At 58.7% G+C, this 16,157-nt stretch carries 15 protein-coding genes; 3 read left to right on the top strand and 12 right to left on the bottom strand.

The window, feature by feature from the left end:
* Positions 1-19: 19 nt before the first annotated feature.
* The 9 genes from VGD45_RS19620 to VGD45_RS19580 form a co-directional block, all read right to left on the bottom strand.
* Complete coding sequence (locus tag VGD45_RS19620; protein ID WP_331157040.1) at positions 20-1,249, bottom strand: hypothetical protein; 1,230 nt, start codon at positions 1,247-1,249, stop codon at positions 20-22.
* Positions 1,250-1,255: 6 nt separating this feature from the next.
* A complete protein-coding gene (locus tag VGD45_RS19615; protein ID WP_331157039.1) occupies positions 1,256-3,112 on the bottom strand; it encodes a Z1 domain-containing protein in 1,857 nt (618 codons plus the stop codon).
* A gap of 1,174 nt (positions 3,113-4,286) precedes the next feature.
* A complete protein-coding gene (locus tag VGD45_RS19610) occupies positions 4,287-4,964 on the bottom strand; it encodes a hypothetical protein (RefSeq protein WP_331157038.1) in 678 nt (225 codons plus the stop codon).
* Positions 4,964-5,320, bottom strand: a complete 357-nt coding sequence (locus tag VGD45_RS19605) for a hypothetical protein (protein ID WP_331157037.1) — start codon at positions 5,318-5,320, stop codon at positions 4,964-4,966. Before VGD45_RS19605 ends, VGD45_RS19610 begins: the two co-directional genes overlap by 1 nt.
* Before the next feature lie 280 nt (positions 5,321-5,600).
* Positions 5,601-6,491, bottom strand: coding sequence for a class A beta-lactamase (gene bla, locus VGD45_RS19600; protein ID WP_331157036.1), 891 nt, complete (start codon positions 6,489-6,491; stop codon positions 5,601-5,603).
* A 334-nt stretch (positions 6,492-6,825) separates the two neighbouring features.
* Entirely contained in the window at positions 6,826-7,383 is a 558-nt protein-coding gene (locus VGD45_RS19595) for a dihydrofolate reductase family protein (RefSeq protein WP_331157035.1), read from the bottom strand.
* 1,257 nt (positions 7,384-8,640) lie between these two features.
* Complete coding sequence (locus VGD45_RS19590) at positions 8,641-8,982, bottom strand: hypothetical protein (protein ID WP_331157034.1); 342 nt, start codon at positions 8,980-8,982, stop codon at positions 8,641-8,643.
* Positions 8,983-9,276: 294 nt separating this feature from the next.
* On the bottom strand, positions 9,277-9,639 hold the full coding sequence (locus tag VGD45_RS19585) for a hypothetical protein (protein ID WP_331157033.1): 363 nt from the start codon (positions 9,637-9,639) through the stop codon (positions 9,277-9,279).
* A 649-nt stretch (positions 9,640-10,288) separates the two neighbouring features.
* Positions 10,289-10,627, bottom strand: coding sequence for a hypothetical protein (locus VGD45_RS19580; RefSeq protein ID WP_331157032.1), 339 nt, complete (start codon positions 10,625-10,627; stop codon positions 10,289-10,291).
* 683 nt (positions 10,628-11,310) lie between these two features.
* Here VGD45_RS19580 and VGD45_RS19575 point away from each other — a divergent pair.
* The 3 genes from VGD45_RS19575 (at position 11,311) to VGD45_RS19565 (ending at position 13,082) form a co-directional block, all read left to right on the top strand.
* Positions 11,311-12,108: a hypothetical protein gene (locus tag VGD45_RS19575; protein ID WP_331157031.1), complete on the top strand. Its 798-nt coding sequence runs from the start codon at positions 11,311-11,313 to the stop codon at positions 12,106-12,108.
* A gap of 216 nt (positions 12,109-12,324) precedes the next feature.
* Complete coding sequence (locus VGD45_RS19570; RefSeq protein WP_331157030.1) at positions 12,325-12,768, top strand: hypothetical protein; 444 nt, start codon at positions 12,325-12,327, stop codon at positions 12,766-12,768.
* Positions 12,769-12,776: 8 nt separating this feature from the next.
* Positions 12,777-13,082 carry a hypothetical protein gene (locus VGD45_RS19565; protein WP_331157029.1) on the top strand — a complete coding sequence of 102 codons (306 nt, stop codon included), beginning with the start codon at positions 12,777-12,779 and terminating at the stop codon, positions 13,080-13,082.
* Positions 13,083-13,196: 114 nt separating this feature from the next.
* Here VGD45_RS19565 and VGD45_RS19560 read toward each other — a convergent pair whose 3' ends face one another.
* The 3 genes from VGD45_RS19560 to VGD45_RS19550 form a co-directional block, all read right to left on the bottom strand.
* Positions 13,197-13,631 (bottom strand): hypothetical protein, encoded by a 435-nt coding sequence (locus VGD45_RS19560; RefSeq protein WP_331157028.1) that lies wholly within the window; start codon positions 13,629-13,631, stop codon positions 13,197-13,199.
* A gap of 52 nt (positions 13,632-13,683) precedes the next feature.
* Positions 13,684-14,373 carry a hypothetical protein gene (locus tag VGD45_RS19555; RefSeq protein ID WP_331157027.1) on the bottom strand — a complete coding sequence of 230 codons (690 nt, stop codon included), beginning with the start codon at positions 14,371-14,373 and terminating at the stop codon, positions 13,684-13,686.
* A gap of 765 nt (positions 14,374-15,138) precedes the next feature.
* Entirely contained in the window at positions 15,139-16,056 is a 918-nt protein-coding gene (locus tag VGD45_RS19550) for an alpha/beta hydrolase (RefSeq protein ID WP_349263321.1), read from the bottom strand.
* Positions 16,057-16,157: the final 101 nt, after the last annotated feature.

Genomic DNA, 16,157 nt, shown 5'->3' with positions numbered 1-16,157 from the left:
TGCTAGGCCGATGCTGGCCCTACTTCTGTAACTCCACGATGACCTCCCGTCGCATGCGTGCCCCCAACTGGGCGCCTGCGGCCGCATGCTTCGGCGGAGGCAGATAACGCCGGTTGGCCGGGAGGTTGCGCCAGTGGCTGTCGAGGAATTTGAGTCCGTGTCGTTCGGCCACGGCGGTTACGATCTTTGAGTTACGGATGAATGTGCCCTTGCTGCTCGAGTCCCCAACAACGTAGACGGCACGTCCGCCTTTGCGCAGTACGCGTGAAACTTCGGCCATGGCTTGGCTCATGTCCCAGGCATACGTAGCCAGCAATGCATGATCACGGGATGACAGAGCCGGCGTCAGGCGAAGCTGCTTAATTAACGCGCTCACCCATTCGGCATCCGAGGCCTCTTGTCTGGAAGCCTCGGTCCCGACACTTGCGGCTCGAATCTGTCGCAGCTCGCTTGCGGTATACCCCATCCAGACAAGGGTGAACTTGCTACATCGCATATAGTCAATGGCGTTGAGGTACGGTGGCGATGTGAGCACCAAGTCGATGGAGTCGCTCTCGACATCAAGAGCGCGGGCGTCGCCCCGCTTCATCACGGTAACGGGCCCGACGGGTCCTTCGCCCTTCTGCGGGCAGTTGGATACTACGAGGTTGACGGCGCTCTCAAATTTCGTGAATGGATTGAGTGGCGCGCGGTCGAACTTCTTATGCGGCCGGCTGTGCGAGAGGTCCATTGCGAGCGAGGCACCAGCTTGTTTGGTGATGATCAGTCGGGAGAAGCCGCACCATAGTGCGTCACGGATCGGCTGGTCACGCACGAGATCGATCGAGGTTGCGAGGGCTGCCAGTTGCTGCCGAGCATACTCATCGAACCAGTAGCGGATGAACTCTCGTGTCTCTTGGTCACCGGATGGGTAGGCCTGGCCGGGGGTGAGGCTCTTCATTCGATTCTTGGCGCGGCTGAGGACTTCGGAGGCCTTTTCGGTAACCTCCTCGGGGTCAACCGTACGGGTCCAGACGTTGGCGAGCAGTACGGCGAGCGGATCGAGGTCGACTCCAAACGCTTTGTGTCCCTTGGAACGAGCGACGGCCAGTACGGTGCCTGAGCCGGCCATTGGATCCAGAACACGAAGAGGCTTGCTGCTGTCGCCTAGTGCTTCAAGTGCGATACCTGGAGCCATCCGCGCCGGGAAGGGGTGGATGGGGTTACGGCCGAGAATCTGTTCGATGGTTTTACGGTGAGAGCGGAGCATAGCGAATCATACCGCATTGTTCTGAGCGAACTGCACTCCACCGAGGTTCTTGTAGAACACGCGGCCATGACCCTTGTCGTTGTGTAGGATCTTTATGTGATGCTTGATGTTGCGCCCGAACTTCGGCTCCTCCAGCTGAGGTGTTCCGATGAACCCTTGCCGACGTGAGATCGTGTCCTGATCAGCCGTTCTGTATCCCTTGATTGATGACGATGCATGGATGGCTAACATCCCGGGGTCGTTCCGGAGATCGGACTCAAGATACTTGAGAAGATATTCCGGCATGGCAGTCCCGATGCGTGCCGCAAGTGTTCGCAACGTATTTAGGTCTTTCGGCGCCGACCTGACGATGGCATCCAGCTGGTCGAGGTCAGTCGTATCGAAGATCTCGAACGACATCTCACCCTTGTTCAAATCCACGGTGCCACGATCGATGCTAGAAGAGGCGGCGATCGAGATGCGCGGATCGCCGATCCACACGGGCGGTACCTTCTTGTCGCGCATGGTCTGCAGAGCCAGTCGATGGAACACAAAGCACCGGTGCCAGTCCGCATAGAGCTGTCTCGGTATCGTCAGTTCGAAATGCGGCAGGTAGGCGTTGCGAGAGCCGAACATTCTGGCCCGCTGAATGTACGTATCCTGCTGTAGTTTGGTCTTCACGTCCCGAGTAAAGAACATCGACAGGAGATTCGGAAAGGTCACTCCGCGCGAGACGATGTTCCCGCCGATGATGACCGTGAACGGACACGTGGGAACGGTCGGCTTGTCACCCGCGCTTTTTCGATCGCGCTGACTATTCAGTACAACGAAGGCTGAGCGGGATGCATTGGCAATGACATATCCGGTCAAGTCGTTGGCGCTCTCGTTCGGGAAAAGATCGGTTGCTGCCTTGTGAACCACCCCGGCAAACCTTGAAAATTGCTTGCCGGCCTGGGAGATCAGTGCAGTCATCGCCTTTTCGATGACCGTTCGATCGACCCTGTGGTCATCAGTTTTGCCGCTGGTATGAACGAGGAAGCTGTAGTTCTGCTCGCGCCTATTCTCTCGCGTTGCTTTGAGATTCAAGTAGGCGGCGGTGACAAGGAAGCGCGCAAGCGCCTGCCGCGCGTCCTCTGGTGTTCCCGGTGAGTTGATCAAGTTGAGTCGGAATGCTGGGCTGGTATCCAGCGGGAAGAATGTATCCTGGCCGGTATACGCATTGTGCGATCTGAAATTTACCCAGGTTTCGGTGGAGTTGTTGAAGGTCTTGTTAAGATTGAGCCGCGCAGGGGTTGCGGTGACGCCGATGTAACGCCCCTCGGCGCCGATGAGGCGTTCGACCAATTCGTTGATACGGGTCTTCTCTCTCTGGTTGATCTTAGCATTCGGAGTTGCGTAATCAGCCTCGTCATCGACGACGATGACGGGACCTGCTTTCTTGACTGAATCGATGAGTTTGGTGAGATCTTTCGCGTTCTTCTTGCAGAAGAGAATCACGTGGTGACCTTTGACGAGAGGCGAATTCGCGAGGTCCGATGCGTTTCTGGGCGCTGGGGCAAGTCCGGCCAATTTGAACCGCTCGAGATTCTGGATGAGAAGGTCGACACTATCGTTCATGAGGTGAACGATGGTTTTGAAACCGTGATCGAGCAGGCGCGCTGTCAGACAGATCATCATTTCGGTCTTCCCGCTTTGCGGGTCACCGTAAATGACTAGAGCACGCTGCGCGCCATTCGTGAGATTGTCGAGGGCGCCTTTTACAGCATCGTCGATGCAGTCAGTTTGCTGATTCTCGGATGTGAGGCGATTGAGCTGCTTTTGGTATTGGTTCTTGATTGCTGCCTTCTCAGCCAATTTCGCAAAATCCGGCGTCTTCGTCGTCACCGATTTACCTCCCCGGCCGCGGCATTCCAGAACGCGGGATTCTGCGAGTATAGATGGACCGCGATGACAAGGCCACGCCCGCCTTCCATAAGCAACGGACAATTCCGACCCCCGTTACCTTCATCTCATCTTAGTCTCCATGGCGTCGCCCTGCTTGGCACGGCATGGTTCCCGCCCCGTCGCCAATGAGCCGGGGGCGTTGTCATTCCGGCCGGGTCGGCCGGTTGATCCCGCTAACAGGAGTTGCGCACGATAATTCGGAAGTGGCCGTGGATACCGAGGCCAGCGGCGCGAAACGTACACGCTCTCGCAAATGGGCCAGAAGCACGTCGATGCACCCTGAGGCCATTGTTGACTCGGGCTCTTACGCACCCCGTCCCGAGAGACGTTTGCCGTGGTCGGCACGCACACATAGCGGGTAGCACTTCGGCTCGATCGCTCCACCGATGGCTAGCGAGTGCCTCGGACCGCTGTTCAAGGGTATTTAGCGACGACCAACTACACACAGACCGCATTAAGATCCGGCAACCTCAGTCACTTCTTTTAATCTTCCAAGGCAGCGTCCCCGGCTCTCCCCGAAGCTCGAGGTAAAAATCGAACTGGTTTTTGATCAAATGGAAGACTCTTGCGCCGCCCTCGCTGTAGAAATCCGAGTTCAACGAGACCTCTACACCCTTGGACACGCAGCGATCTGCGTTGACTCGGCAGTCAGCGAGCCAATGGGTGACTGCGAGCGCGAGATATCGTCCATATCCGCAACCCCTATCAGGACGATTAACATAGGCCAATTCGAGACCTATAACGACGCGCGAAATTCGACGGCTGCGCGTCGAGGTTATCGGCCATCAAGCAGCACCCGGACAGCGAGAACGGGGAGCGCGAGACGGGGGAACCGTCCGTTGGTTGAGAGCTAAGATGGGAGACCGGACCGGTCTACGCCCCCCCGGCAGATATCACCTCCACGGATTCGGATGGGGACCGCAGGAACAGCGTGTAGCCCGTCAGGCATTTGAACCTGCGGCGACGTCCTCCGGCATGCTGCTTTTGCTGTGCCCAACTTCAGCACTCGCAAGACTGCCCTGTCGCTGTCCGAGCCCTAGGATCGACGGGCGTCCTATGCCGTACGCTCGATCGTGGACTTGTCGGCAGACCGAGGCAGTAGTGAGCTAAGAGATCACTCGTCCGCCAATCCAGTGACTTGATCGAGCTCGATTGCGGCCTGCACGATTTGCTTGGCCCAGCGGGGTGTGTTGGCGAGTGTGGACGCATCATTCGGGTCCGGGAAAACGATGCGCCCCTTTACGACATCGAGGACGAGCACGGGGTCCGGAATCGGCTCACCGAATACCACCTCGGCGCTGTTATCGAAGACTTGAAGATGGGCGAGGTACGGGAGCAGCTCGATCAGATTCAAGCGCGAGCCGTCCCAGCGCTCACGAATCTTTTGTTCCGGGATGGCGTGCCCACCGCGCGCCACGCGCGCCGCCACACGCTCGATGTGCCGCTCGGGTGAAGACAGGCCACAGAACCACATTAGGATATCGTGAGTGCGAGAAGCTTCGCGCAGCATGCGCGGGATGGTGTTGGCGCCCAATGTCGTTTCGAACGCGAAATTTTTCTTTTCGGCGATTGCAGCTGCCAGGGACACTCGTCCGTGCTCCCATGCCGCGGCATTCGCTTCTTCGAGAGCGCGCTCCTGTTCCTGCATGAGTAGGCGCGCATAAGCGTCCGGGTTGAACCATTCAAGCCCGTAGTCGCGAATGCGTGAACCCCCGACTGAGCTCTTGCCGGCGCCGTTGACACCCGCCAATACAAAGATGAAGGGGCGCTGCGACTTCCCCGCTAGCACCATCAGAACGATTCACCCGCAATGGGCCGCTTGCCGCTCGCAAGCTTCCCCCGCGCAGTGACCATCGCATCCAGGCGACTTCGCGCATCGGGCTGCTGTAGCACCGCGAGGCGCTCATCGAAGCGACGCTCGAGCTCATCGAGCTGCGCCTTGCGCTCGCGCGCCTTGAGTTCGGTGAACAGATCAAACATTTCGCGGTATGTGTGCGCCGCGATCATCACCATCTCGATGGTCGAATGACTGGTGACCGCAACACTGCCTTCCAGCTGAACTTGACGCAGGACCTCTCCCCATTTGTTCTTGACTTGGGTCGAGTTCTGCTGCGGGAGCTCATCAAGGGATCGAAGAAGCGCGCTCATGGCTTGGGGGCTCACAGAGGGAGTGTGTTGAATTATGCGCTCCATAGCCATAATAGACAAATCGGTGAGCCAAAATGTCCATTTTGCCTAGCGCAACCCGCACTCTGCGTTGTAATTCAATAACTTACTGCACCGCGCCGAAGCTGATACGCTGGAAGAAGAATGAGCTGGCGGGCCGCAGGTTACGCGTGCCCTCGGCGGCCTGAAGGTCGGGGCCCGCCAGATTCGGGATGTATAGGTCGCCAGTCCAAAGCCTGTCGTCGATCTAGATCTGCAGCCACTACGCGGCCAGCTCGCGAACGATCTCCGCTGCGACCTGCGCATGCGCGGCACTCAGGGTTTCGACCGTTTGCGTCGACTCGGACATATACACCGCCATCAGTATCGGGTTGCGACCAGGCGGCCAGACCATGGCCAGGTCATTCACGGCACCGTTGGCGCCCGTGCCGGTCTTGTCCCCTGCCTTCCAGTCCGCCGGCAATCCTGCACGAATGCGCCGCAGCCCCGTGGACGAATTGATCATCCACTGAATGAGCATCTGGCGCGAAGGCTCGGAGAGCACGGTACCCAAGAGCATCCGCTCCATGCTGCCGACCATCGCCCGCGGCGTCGTGGTGTCGCGCAGGTCTCCTGGCAAGTTGGAATTCAGTGCGAGTTCCGTGCGATCCAGCCGCGTCATGTCATCGCCCGACGTGCGCACGAACTTTGTGAGGCCTTCCGGACCTTCGATGAGCCGTAACAGCAGATTGGCGGCGGTATTGTCACTGACCTCGACGACAGCAGCACACAGCTCGCGCAACGTCAGAGAGCTTTGCATGAGATGCTTCGAGGTGACCGGAGCATGCGCCAGAATGTCCTTCTCCGTGAAGGTGACTCTCTGTTCGAGGCGCAGCTCCGCGCGCTCGACCTTCGCAAGGACTGCCGCGGCGAGCAGCCACTTGAAGGTCGAGGCCATGGCGAATGTTTCGTCGTAGTCGAGGCCGACCCGTCCGCCGGTATGGGTATCGAACACATATACGCCGAGACGGCCGCCGATGCGCGAACGGATCGCGGCCAGACGCTCGACGATGCCCTGCTGGTCGCGCGTGGCACCCGCCGTACTGTAGAGCGCGGCTAATCCTGCGCCGATGAAACATCGTCGGCTCGATGATGGAAACTCTGGTTGACTCACGAATAGCTGCTCCTGGTGCGAAGTTCCCTGCGGTCCTACCCCGACCTCGCCTTGTCGGGTACCGTGATGGCAAAGAGATGGCCTGTCGAGTATTCAGTATGGCAAAGATAGTGCTCCAGTCCTGGCGTGAGGGGATGAACAAGGTCGCGGTCGACAAGCTATTGGCCTATGACGTGGGTCTCGGCCTGTCGAGAGGGAAAGGGATGGTCGATGCTCTGCTTGCAGGGAGGCCAGGAACGATTCAGGTGCCGTCAGACAGTGCGCAAAGTATTCTTCAACGATTGCGAGCACTGGGGGTCGATTGCGAATTGACCGATGGCTTGGCATCCGATTGTTAGCGCGCGCGCCGATAATGCACGGCGACCGCGCCATTGCTGAGCGGCTTCGCCGAGACCAACTCGAGCCGTCGCGTGTTGGGCAGCCCGCTCTGATACAAGGTCGGGCCGTGGCCGGCGATTCTGGGGTGAACGAGGAACTTGTACTCGTCGATCAGATCCAGCCGGTCCAACTCGGCCGCAAGCTTGCCGCTACCGAGGAGCACGCCGGCCGGGGTCGCTTCCTTGAGCTTTTGCACGCCCGAGCGCAAGTCGCCGGCGATGCGGTGGCTGTTGGTCCACGAGAATTCCGTTCGCGTCGACGACACGACATACTTCGGTTTGATCTCCAGCTTGACCGCCCATTCGCGCACTGTCGGCGGCGCCCCCACATCGCCGCGGGCGACCGCCGGCCAGTAGCTCTCCATCATCTCGTAGGTGGTCCGGCCCCACAGCATCGCTCCACCCTCGTCCATGAGGCGGGTGAAGAAGGCGTGCGTCTCGTCGTCGGCGATTCCCTCCTGATGGTCGACACAGCCGTCCAGGGTGACGTTGAGGCTGAAGGTTAGAAGTCCCATGTGAGTTTCCTCCGAGTTGGCGGTCCGCTGCACTGGCGCTTGACGCCTCGGCTGAGCCGCTAGCAAAAGCGCATCGCTCTGCGAATCGGCACGCGCAGCGTGCGAACTCCTGCCGACTGTTAGTCCTCTTGGTAACGCCGCTCATAGATTTCCCTAGCCAGCGAAGCATCAACTTCCCCGTTATCGAAGTATGAGAAAGATGGTGGAGAGTGGCGTCCTGCCGCCACCTCGCTGCTCATTCGATCGAGTCGGGTCGGTGAGTGCTACTAGGATGTGCATCCCCATCTTTCGTTCCTTCCTCGAGCACCTGAAACTCGAATTGGAGAAAATGGCTATCCGGTCCACGCTGCTCAGCGTACGTCTGCCCGTCACCGTATGACTTCCGCAAATCTTGCCACGACCACAGGATCGGGATTGCATCCATGAACGCGTAGAGCTGCGTGACTAAGGCAGAGTCAGAGGCCATCTTGTTTCCCTCGCAACCTCCGATGTTAAACCCGCAGCGCGCGTTTTCGCGCGCGATCGGGTTGAACGGTTTGCTTTGGGTCTACGCTCGATCTTCGCGGCTCCACCCGGCCAGCTCGAGTTCCTACGCGAACTAGGGCGCAACCTCGATCAGGGCACTTCCACCACGAGGGAGTCGAGCCAGCTGCGGATCAAGGGGTCCCGCTCGAACATGCGATCGAGCGACACTTGCTGCTGGTTGAACCCGTATCTCACTAACATTCCCTTCCGAAGCAGGTAACGAACCTGGCAGTTATCTAACGCTAGGGTGTCGCATACGGCGACCCACCGCTGCCCTGAAGCGACATCGGCCGGAGCCACTTGCGACTACATGCGCCAAGCGTCGCTACGAGCAGCAGTCCTGCTGCGCTTTGGCGTCCCAGCGTCGCGCTCATGAAACGTGGATGGATCCATTGATCATGCCACAGTTGCGCCCGCCAGCCATTTCAGTAGCCAGATCGAATTTTTGCGGAGGGCGAAACGCTAGCAAGCGCCCGGCGGTAGCACACGCACTGAGCGGCTTGATCCAGTGCTTGCATCAGGTCAGCAGATACGCACCGGCGTCCAAAGATATGTGTGGCAAACGCCGCAACCAGCGCGTGATGCCGTCACAATGGTGAGAGTCGACGCTTCTTGCTCCGGACGCCGGATCGTGACGCAACCGATGGTGCGCAGTCCCGCCGGCTACACCGAAATCAGACGCTTCTTCATCAAGCGCGCACATGGTGAGCCGGCGGATCGGAGGGTACGAAATCATGTCGCGTTCAGATACACGCCCCAAACTTCCTGCGACTGCTGGTTTCCAGAACAGGAGACTCCATCCGCAGTAAATCTGACCGCCATCGATTGACCTGTAGTCAGCGCCACTGTTGCGACGGCCAATATATTCTTCACAGCAGCCTGACTTTGGAGTTCCCCCGGAGTTGAGCCGAAAAAAGGCGTTTTTTGCCATGCCAGCCCGTTATCAAACCAAACATATACCGCCGAGTCCACGAAGACCTGTGTCACCCGTCCGGAACATTCTGTGTATGCATGAGCAGAAACAGAGGCAGCCATCAATAGCGCGCCCCCAATCAGTGATCGCAGTCGTTTCATGTCAATTCTCCCAATCAACGCAAAAAAAATCGCGCCGATCATCTTCAGAAGACCCGCATGGAGGATCCGAAACACGGAATCACTGCATGCGAACCGAAACCGTCGCTGCCGATGGCGCTGCACTCACCTGCGCAGTTGTTGGATAGCCGCTATCCGTGCGCCATCTTTTGATTCGAACCGTCAAAAAAACGATAACGGATGTGGTTGCTATCGCCAACGTGAAGACCGCCATTCGGCCGCCGCCAACGACAATTGCCCGCGGTCCACTCGATACAGCGTTCCCGTAAAGCAATGTCAAGGGAGTCCGAGCCACGATCTATAACCGATGCCGCCCGCAGTGCCCCGAATAAAAACAGTCATCTGCTCAGGTGTGGGCGATACTGCAGAGGGATCGGAAGCCGCGATGATATCCGTGAGCGTCTCCCAGCCACTCGATGTTCCATCGGTGTACAAGCGACGGCACTTGAGCGATCTGTCGTCCTGGTCGACGATGAACGCGGTAATCGTTCCGTCCCTGTCCGCGACTACGCTAGGTCTGTAGACGATCCCTTCGCCCAGCCACTCGTACTCCCAGGAGACTTGCGCGTGAGCCGCGCCAAGAGAAATAGCAAATACCAGAATCGGGCCAAACGACCAGCGAGCAACTGGATTGTGCATCCACAAGTCCCTTTGTTGACGAGTTCTTCCGGAGGTGTTCGCATGCTGGCAACCGCGCTGCATGCCGACTTCATATATATAAGTTGCAAGCTCAATAGAATACTGTCAATGCATTTTTCTTCGCCGGCGTCACGAATCAGGGTTTGGACGAATGCCGACTCGTAGCGTAACCGTCACGCGTTACGAGCGCATGCGACAGAGAGACTTGATCTCCTAGCCGCCAGAGATACGGCGATAGACTTCCTTTGGTGTGGGACTTAGGCGCGCCGCGCTCTGAGCAAACGTTAGGGTGGCCGCGTGCTCGCTGCCACTTCTCCAGCGACGATGCAGCGATCAAGCTCCAACGCCGCAGGTAAGTGTCGGATTAGCTCGATTCCACGGAAGCCAAGGGCGGTTGCGCAGAAGCGCGGAGGGCGTCAGGCAAGCAGGTGCTGGTCGCCTTGATACCGACCGGGACCTTGCGATGGATTATTCGAAAGCGCTGGGTGTTCAGCGTCACGGCAGTTCCGACGCTGGATCTTTTCACTGCTTTCAGCCAGACCGAAGCCGCTCGTCATTACGTCCAGACCTTGGTCCGTCTTAAGACTGACCAGCATTCGCCTTGCGACCTATCACTCGACCTAGCCATGCCCTGCACTTACCGGGTCCATTAGCCTGAAATCTCTATGGCGGTCACAGCGCAGGTGGTTGGATCTCCCCAGGCTGGCAGGACCGTGTTGTCGTAGTAAACGGTCACGGCTCGATCAGCGAGTTTCGCCGATAACGCAGTAGATAGCGTGTTCTTGTCGTCCGACTTGATAAATAACCAGACACAGCCATTAGTCGCCGCAGTAGACAGCTGCAGAATCATCGTACCGCGGGCAGTCGATTCCGTGTTGTTGGCGGAGTGAACCCTCAGTTGGGTGATCGTACCGGCAATGGGCGGCGGTGCTGCAGCGGCGTTTGCACAGCAAAGTGCGGCGGCAAGAGCGATTGTGAAGACTTTCATCGATCATTCCCTTCCGAAAACGCACAATTCGGCGTCCGGCTCTTCTTGGCCGTCCAAAGCCATTTCTCACGCCGAAGATAGTTGCAATCGCAGTGGAACATTGTCAACGGGTTGGCCACTGCTCGCTACGCAAATCAGGGTTTAGCCGAATGTCCATCCTGATTCAGCTACCTATTCGATCGCGTGTTCGTGCTGCGTACGGTCGAACTGCTGCTCGTCGTCGCATATCAAAAACGGGACGAGAACATTGGCATCAGCCTGGTCTTCATCCGCAGGCCATCCCGGATCTTCTTCGGAATGGTGGTCTGGCCATTGCTCGTCAGGGTTGCGCGCGTCCTCATTGGATCCTACCGAGAATTCTTGGACAGGACTTGGGACGGTTGACCAGCGACCGTATGAGTCCACTTCAAGAGATGACCCGTGGCAAAGACGAGGAAAAAAGCGCTGCTCGATCTCGACGGAGCCCGCCCTAACCTCAATGCCTATTTGAGCCGCTCATGGAGAGGAATCTGCGGCACTCGTGAACTCGCCCCTCGGAATTACCTGCATCGACTAGTGGCTACTGCGCGCTCGAGAGCGCTGCCGCGCCGACGTTGACGGGCGCGTCGTATCACAACAGACTCAAGGCGGTCGGAAATCCGGGTTCACGTGATCGCATTTCGCAAGGACGAAGGATGTCTCAAATGCTGATCAGCAGTCTGAAAGTCTGCGTGTTCGCTGCTTGTGTTGCATTCTCCGGCTACGCGACAGCTCTCGTCGACGATGAAACAGAGCTCATTGCGGTGATGCCGGCGGCTTCGACGTCGAACGAAGAGATCGCCAGTGCGATTCAGGATCTGATAAAGACGTATCCCGTATGCTCTCGCCTTCGGGGTCTCAGACTGGTTGGGAAGCCTGCGATGAACTTCGATCCGAGCGCGGGGAAAGTGCCTTTCGAGGGCGACGCGGAAGCAGACTTGGATGTACTGGTCCGCCTCGGTTATTTGACGAAGACGGCGTTCCCGGATCTCGGCAAGCGCGTGCTCAAATACGATCGTACTGAACGCGGCCAAGACACAAACATCATCGGAACCACCGGCTTCTGCCTCCCCGCCGAACGAGTGCTCGTGTCGGTGACGAGCGTCGAACGAGAGATCGATACCGATACCGGCGGGCTGCCGTTGCTCGACCCAGAGTCGAGCGCGACTGCTGCCGGTTCCGGACATCTCGTCGTAAAGTTCACTCACACCCCCGATCCGAATTCCATCTGGACGAAGGAACCTGCGCTCATCAAACTGGTGGCTGGCGATCGGGCGGTGCTCCTGCCTGGACCGGCCGAAGGAAGAGCGTTGTTGTCCCGTGTGTGGATTCGAGGCGAGCATCCATTGGAAGGTGCGCCGGATAGCGGAGTGCTCTGGGCACTATCATGGGATCCCGTTCACAATCGATTCGAGGGAGGCCGATGGGGAGGCATCAGCTTGAGTTTATGGAAAGTCGAGTAGTCGTCGTGCAGGGTCCTTATCCGATTGATTGCTTGTGATTGTTGCTTCTGATAATAAGCAAGCGCGCGATCTCCAACGAGCGCGAAAAGAACAAGCGGGATAAGGGAGCACGCGGCCGCGCGCGGTGAACACAATGATGGTGTTTCGGACGGTCGAGGGCACTGGCATCGCGCCCACCATTCCGCTGGTCTTCAAGAATATTCCGGAGCTCTGAGCATGCTGCGCGCCGCATCCGCTATGAAAAAGCTGTTCGCTATCGCTGGTCTGTTCATCGTAGCGACCTCGTCCTGGGGTCAGAATGTCGAAGAGGTCGTCGTCACAGGTGCGCGCACCGAGGAAGGCGCCACGATGCCTGGAACGTTCCTACGAAAGACCGGAGACTACCTGCTTCTGCAGGTGAATGTGACGAACGACACGCGCGAGGCACAAGCACGCAAGGATGAGATCTACGCGACGCTGCGCACGGCGCTGGCGGCCGCAAATAGGGACGGCAGCATAGAGCTCAGCGTGATCGATGAAAACGATCTCGTCATCGCGCTCAAGGTGGATTCGGCGACGGTCGTGCTGCGCAATGGCGACCGTCCGGATACGAGCGCAACCCGCATCAGCGTCAAGACCAAGATTCCACAGCAAGGCGCCAATGGCCAGGCCAGGCGTTGATCAGCAAGTTGAAAGACTTCGTCTCGGGCATCAAAGTGACCGGACGCACCAAGCTCGATCCGGATGGCGACGTCGACATCAGCATCGTGGCTCCGCATCGCTATCGCGCCGAGATCATTACCCTCTTCGCACAGGACGCGAAGAACATTACCGCCGCGCTCGGCGAGGACTACAAGATCGTGGCGACCGGAATCGACCGGCCGGTGCGCTGGGTACGAATGGGCTTGCTCGAGCTTGCGCTGTTCGTGCCCTATAAGTTCGAGGTTCTGCCCTCGAGCGTGAACACGTTCGTCACCGTACCGGCGCAAGATTAGTCGAGTTTCCGGGCTGCAGTTTCAGATTGTCCGGCACACCGCGCTCACTCCCTGCGAAATGAGCGCGGCGGACGTCTTTACTGGTTCGATCCGCGCGATCGCGGACGTCTCTTCTTAAGGAATGTGCCCGGCCGCCTGGCACGCCGACAAGTAGCCGATCTCAACCATCCACAACGCCCCTTCGAAGTAGACGTACACAAACGCCGTGGCTTGCGAGCCCACCCGATACTCACCGACCGGGATGGGGCTTCCAAATGCCACCGCGTGTATCCACCAACCTGGGGCAGACGCAGGCAGCGGCACGACCAGCTGCAATGTTCCAAGATCCGTGTTCGTGGGATCCCACGCTCGACTCTGCATAAAAAGACCGTTGGCGGTCGGATTCTCCGATAAGGTCCAGTCCAGCCGCGCGTACACCGCGGGATTCGACAAGCTCGGTGGCGAGCCTGCGGGCGGGGGACCGTACTCACATGAATGTGTGAACGCAGCTGCGTTCTGCCAGGAAATCAAACTCAGCAAGGCGACGACAAAGCAGGATTTGAAATACATGAGAGCCTCCATGCAACCCACGCAAGATGACAACAATGACGGGCCCGCTGGTTCAGTAGCCGGTGCCGTAATCTCCAAACCGCACATCACCGGGAACCTCACCGGGTGTACCGCTGGCGTTGGGAGCGCGCCGCGCTGGATCGCAGGCGATGCTCAATTGCGCGTATGCTTGTTCCGGCAACTCGGCCGCAAACCCTGCGAAGTCGACCGTCACTTTCGTGATCCTTGGCGCGATCACCCTTCGCAGATAGCTGGTCAACGCGCGCTGCCCCTCCTCCGACAACGAAGTCAGCACCGACTGATAGAACTCCGCTGTCTGCCGCTCCTCTGCCGACTGCATTGCCAGCACGTCGTGAATTGCGTCCGCGCGCGCGCCTCCATTCAGCTGCGTGCAAATTGCGCCGAACCGTGCAGAGGCCTTCGCACCTATCTCTGTCAGAACCGCATCTTCCGTTTCGCCATAAGAGGCGAGCATCTGTTTATCCGCCGTCGTTAAACCAGGCTCGGCAATTGTCGAGAGCGCAGCCAGCCGCCTGCGCATCAAGTCACTCAAGGGCAGTGAATCCGGGTCCATGGCCCCGACGATTTTCTTTTGATGGATCGCCATCTTCGCGGCAATCGCACGCACCTCCGCAGGCACCTCGTCCATCGAGTAAATTCGGTTGGGTTCCGGCTTCTCCGCACACACTCCAGAAAGCGGGACCGCAGCCACCATCAGACAAGTTAACAACCGTGATTTCATGAGCGCGAACTCCCTGTTCACAACACCCGGCCAAGGCTATCCGAATTTCTCGCCGGAGGAACAGACATATATCGTCTTCGATAAAAGCCTCATCGTTTGTTCACGGCATTTGACTCGACACCAGCGCCCATATATTAATGTGTCACTTTGTATTCATGGATCGCTTTGACGGGTAGATACGTCCATGGGGATACGACGAAGCATCGCCCTTATCGCCCTCATCGCATGCTCTCCCGCCGGCGCGGAGTCCACCAGCGAGATCGCATTCGCTACGATTGCGGGCCACCAGGTCACACGAGCAGCCACTGCCGATTGCGCCCATATGCCTGCATTCGGCTTGTCTCTGCGTGACCCTGAACTGGCGGCCATTGTTTCCGACGCGGTTGGCGATACCCGGCTGCAACCGAAAGTGTTCCTGCAGTCCAAGGCGGAACGCACGATCACGCTGGTCGCGGGCGACACCGCTCTGTGGCAGCCCCCAGCGCAGACACCTGTAGCAGCGTGCCTCACGCAGTGCTTTCGATTGCCTCAATACGCACGTGCTACCCGGCTCAGGTTGAGCGTCTCCGATGGCACTGCCCGCTGCGCCACTCTTCCTAGCGCAGATCATCCTTCACTCGACTCCGCACTCATCGATTGCGGCGACGGCAGTTATTGGAGAGACGTGGTCGCGCAGTCCGTGCACGGGAGCTGGCTCGTGTGCGCAACTGTGCTCAATACGCGACCATCCCAGACGCAGCACAGGATGACCGTGTCCTACACGTATCACATCGTGCAGATCGCCGATGCCGACGAGTCCTCGAAAAATCGCGTTAGCGCCGAGATGGCCTCGGCCGGATTCTCTTCCGGGAAGAAATGACCTCCGGCGATGGAGCGGCCGGTGACGTCGTTTGCCCATTGACGCCACACGCCCAACGGTCCACCGAACTGGCTATACCAGGTGTCGAGCCCGCTGCCCTTCGCCCACAGCACGAGCACAGGGCAAGCGATGCGATGCTCTGCTTGCCGATCGGCGCGGTCCATTTCCAGGTCGATGCTTGCTGCCGCTCGATACTCCTCGCAAATGGCGTGAACGCGAGCGGGATCGCGAAGCGCATCGATATACGCTTGCCGGACCTCGGGTGGAAAGCTGCCGGCGGACGATCCCCACGCAGATAAGGCATGGTCGATCACGGCCTCTGGATCGGCCCCGATCAAACGTTCCGGCAGCGGCGCCGGCTGCGCGAGCAGCGACCATGGCCAGAAAGCGAGCGCGAGCCGTGCGTCCGCATGAGCGAAGGCATCCAGTGTGGGAACGACATCGAGAACAGCGAGTCGCTCGATGCTCTTGGGATGATCGAGCGCCATGCGATACGCAACCCGGGCTCCGCGATCGTGCCCCGCGACGGCAAAGCGCTCGAACCCCAACGCGCTCATCAGCTGCACCATGTCAGCTGCCATCGCACGCTTCGAATATGGGAAATGGTCCGGGCGGGATACCACCACATCACTGGCCCCGTAGCCGCGCAGGTCCGCGCAAACCACGCAGAAGTTTTCGGCCAGCACCCCGGCAATTCGGCGCCACATCAAATGTGTCTGCGGAAAGCCATGTAACAACAACAGTGGCTTGCCACTGCCCTTCGAGCGCACAAACAGACGAGTTTCGTTCACCTCCACGTACGCTGAGCGGAACTGCTCGAACATGACTTCGCCCACGATGTTGGTATATTCGATGAACGGTGAGCCCCAAGTTATGTTCCGGGACGTCGCCATCTCTCACCAGGGGCGAACAGTGATCTCACTTT

Source organism: Steroidobacter sp., from assembly GCF_036402275.1.
Lineage (GTDB): Bacteria > Pseudomonadota > Gammaproteobacteria > Steroidobacterales > Steroidobacteraceae > Steroidobacter.
This window is presented reverse-complemented; position numbering and strand designations above follow the sequence as displayed.

Excerpts from the sequence above, each read along its gene's own strand:
- VGD45_RS19620 (WP_331157040.1), bottom strand. The coding sequence starts at position 1,249 with ATGCTCCGCTCTCACCGTAAAACCATCGAACAGATTCTCGGCCGTAAC.
- VGD45_RS19610 (WP_331157038.1), bottom strand. The coding sequence starts at position 4,964 with ATGGTGCTAGCGGGGAAGTCGCAGCGCCCCTTCATCTTTGTATTGGCG.
- VGD45_RS19605 (WP_331157037.1), bottom strand. The coding sequence starts at position 5,320 with ATGAGCGCGCTTCTTCGATCCCTTGATGAGCTCCCGCAGCAGAACTCG.
- VGD45_RS19595 (WP_331157035.1), bottom strand. The coding sequence starts at position 7,383 with ATGGGACTTCTAACCTTCAGCCTCAACGTCACCCTGGACGGCTGTGTC.
- VGD45_RS19590 (WP_331157034.1), bottom strand. The coding sequence starts at position 8,982 with ATGAAACGACTGCGATCACTGATTGGGGGCGCGCTATTGATGGCTGCC.
- VGD45_RS19585 (WP_331157033.1), bottom strand. The coding sequence starts at position 9,639 with ATGCACAATCCAGTTGCTCGCTGGTCGTTTGGCCCGATTCTGGTATTT.
- VGD45_RS19580 (WP_331157032.1), bottom strand. The coding sequence starts at position 10,627 with ATGAAAGTCTTCACAATCGCTCTTGCCGCCGCACTTTGCTGTGCAAAC.
- VGD45_RS19575 (WP_331157031.1), top strand. The coding sequence starts at position 11,311 with ATGCTGATCAGCAGTCTGAAAGTCTGCGTGTTCGCTGCTTGTGTTGCA.
- VGD45_RS19570 (WP_331157030.1), top strand. The coding sequence starts at position 12,325 with ATGCTGCGCGCCGCATCCGCTATGAAAAAGCTGTTCGCTATCGCTGGT.
- VGD45_RS19560 (WP_331157028.1), bottom strand. The coding sequence starts at position 13,631 with ATGTATTTCAAATCCTGCTTTGTCGTCGCCTTGCTGAGTTTGATTTCC.
- VGD45_RS19555 (WP_331157027.1), bottom strand. The coding sequence starts at position 14,373 with ATGAAATCACGGTTGTTAACTTGTCTGATGGTGGCTGCGGTCCCGCTT.
- VGD45_RS19550 (WP_349263321.1), bottom strand. The coding sequence starts at position 16,056 with ATGTTCGAGCAGTTCCGCTCAGCGTACGTGGAGGTGAACGAAACTCGT.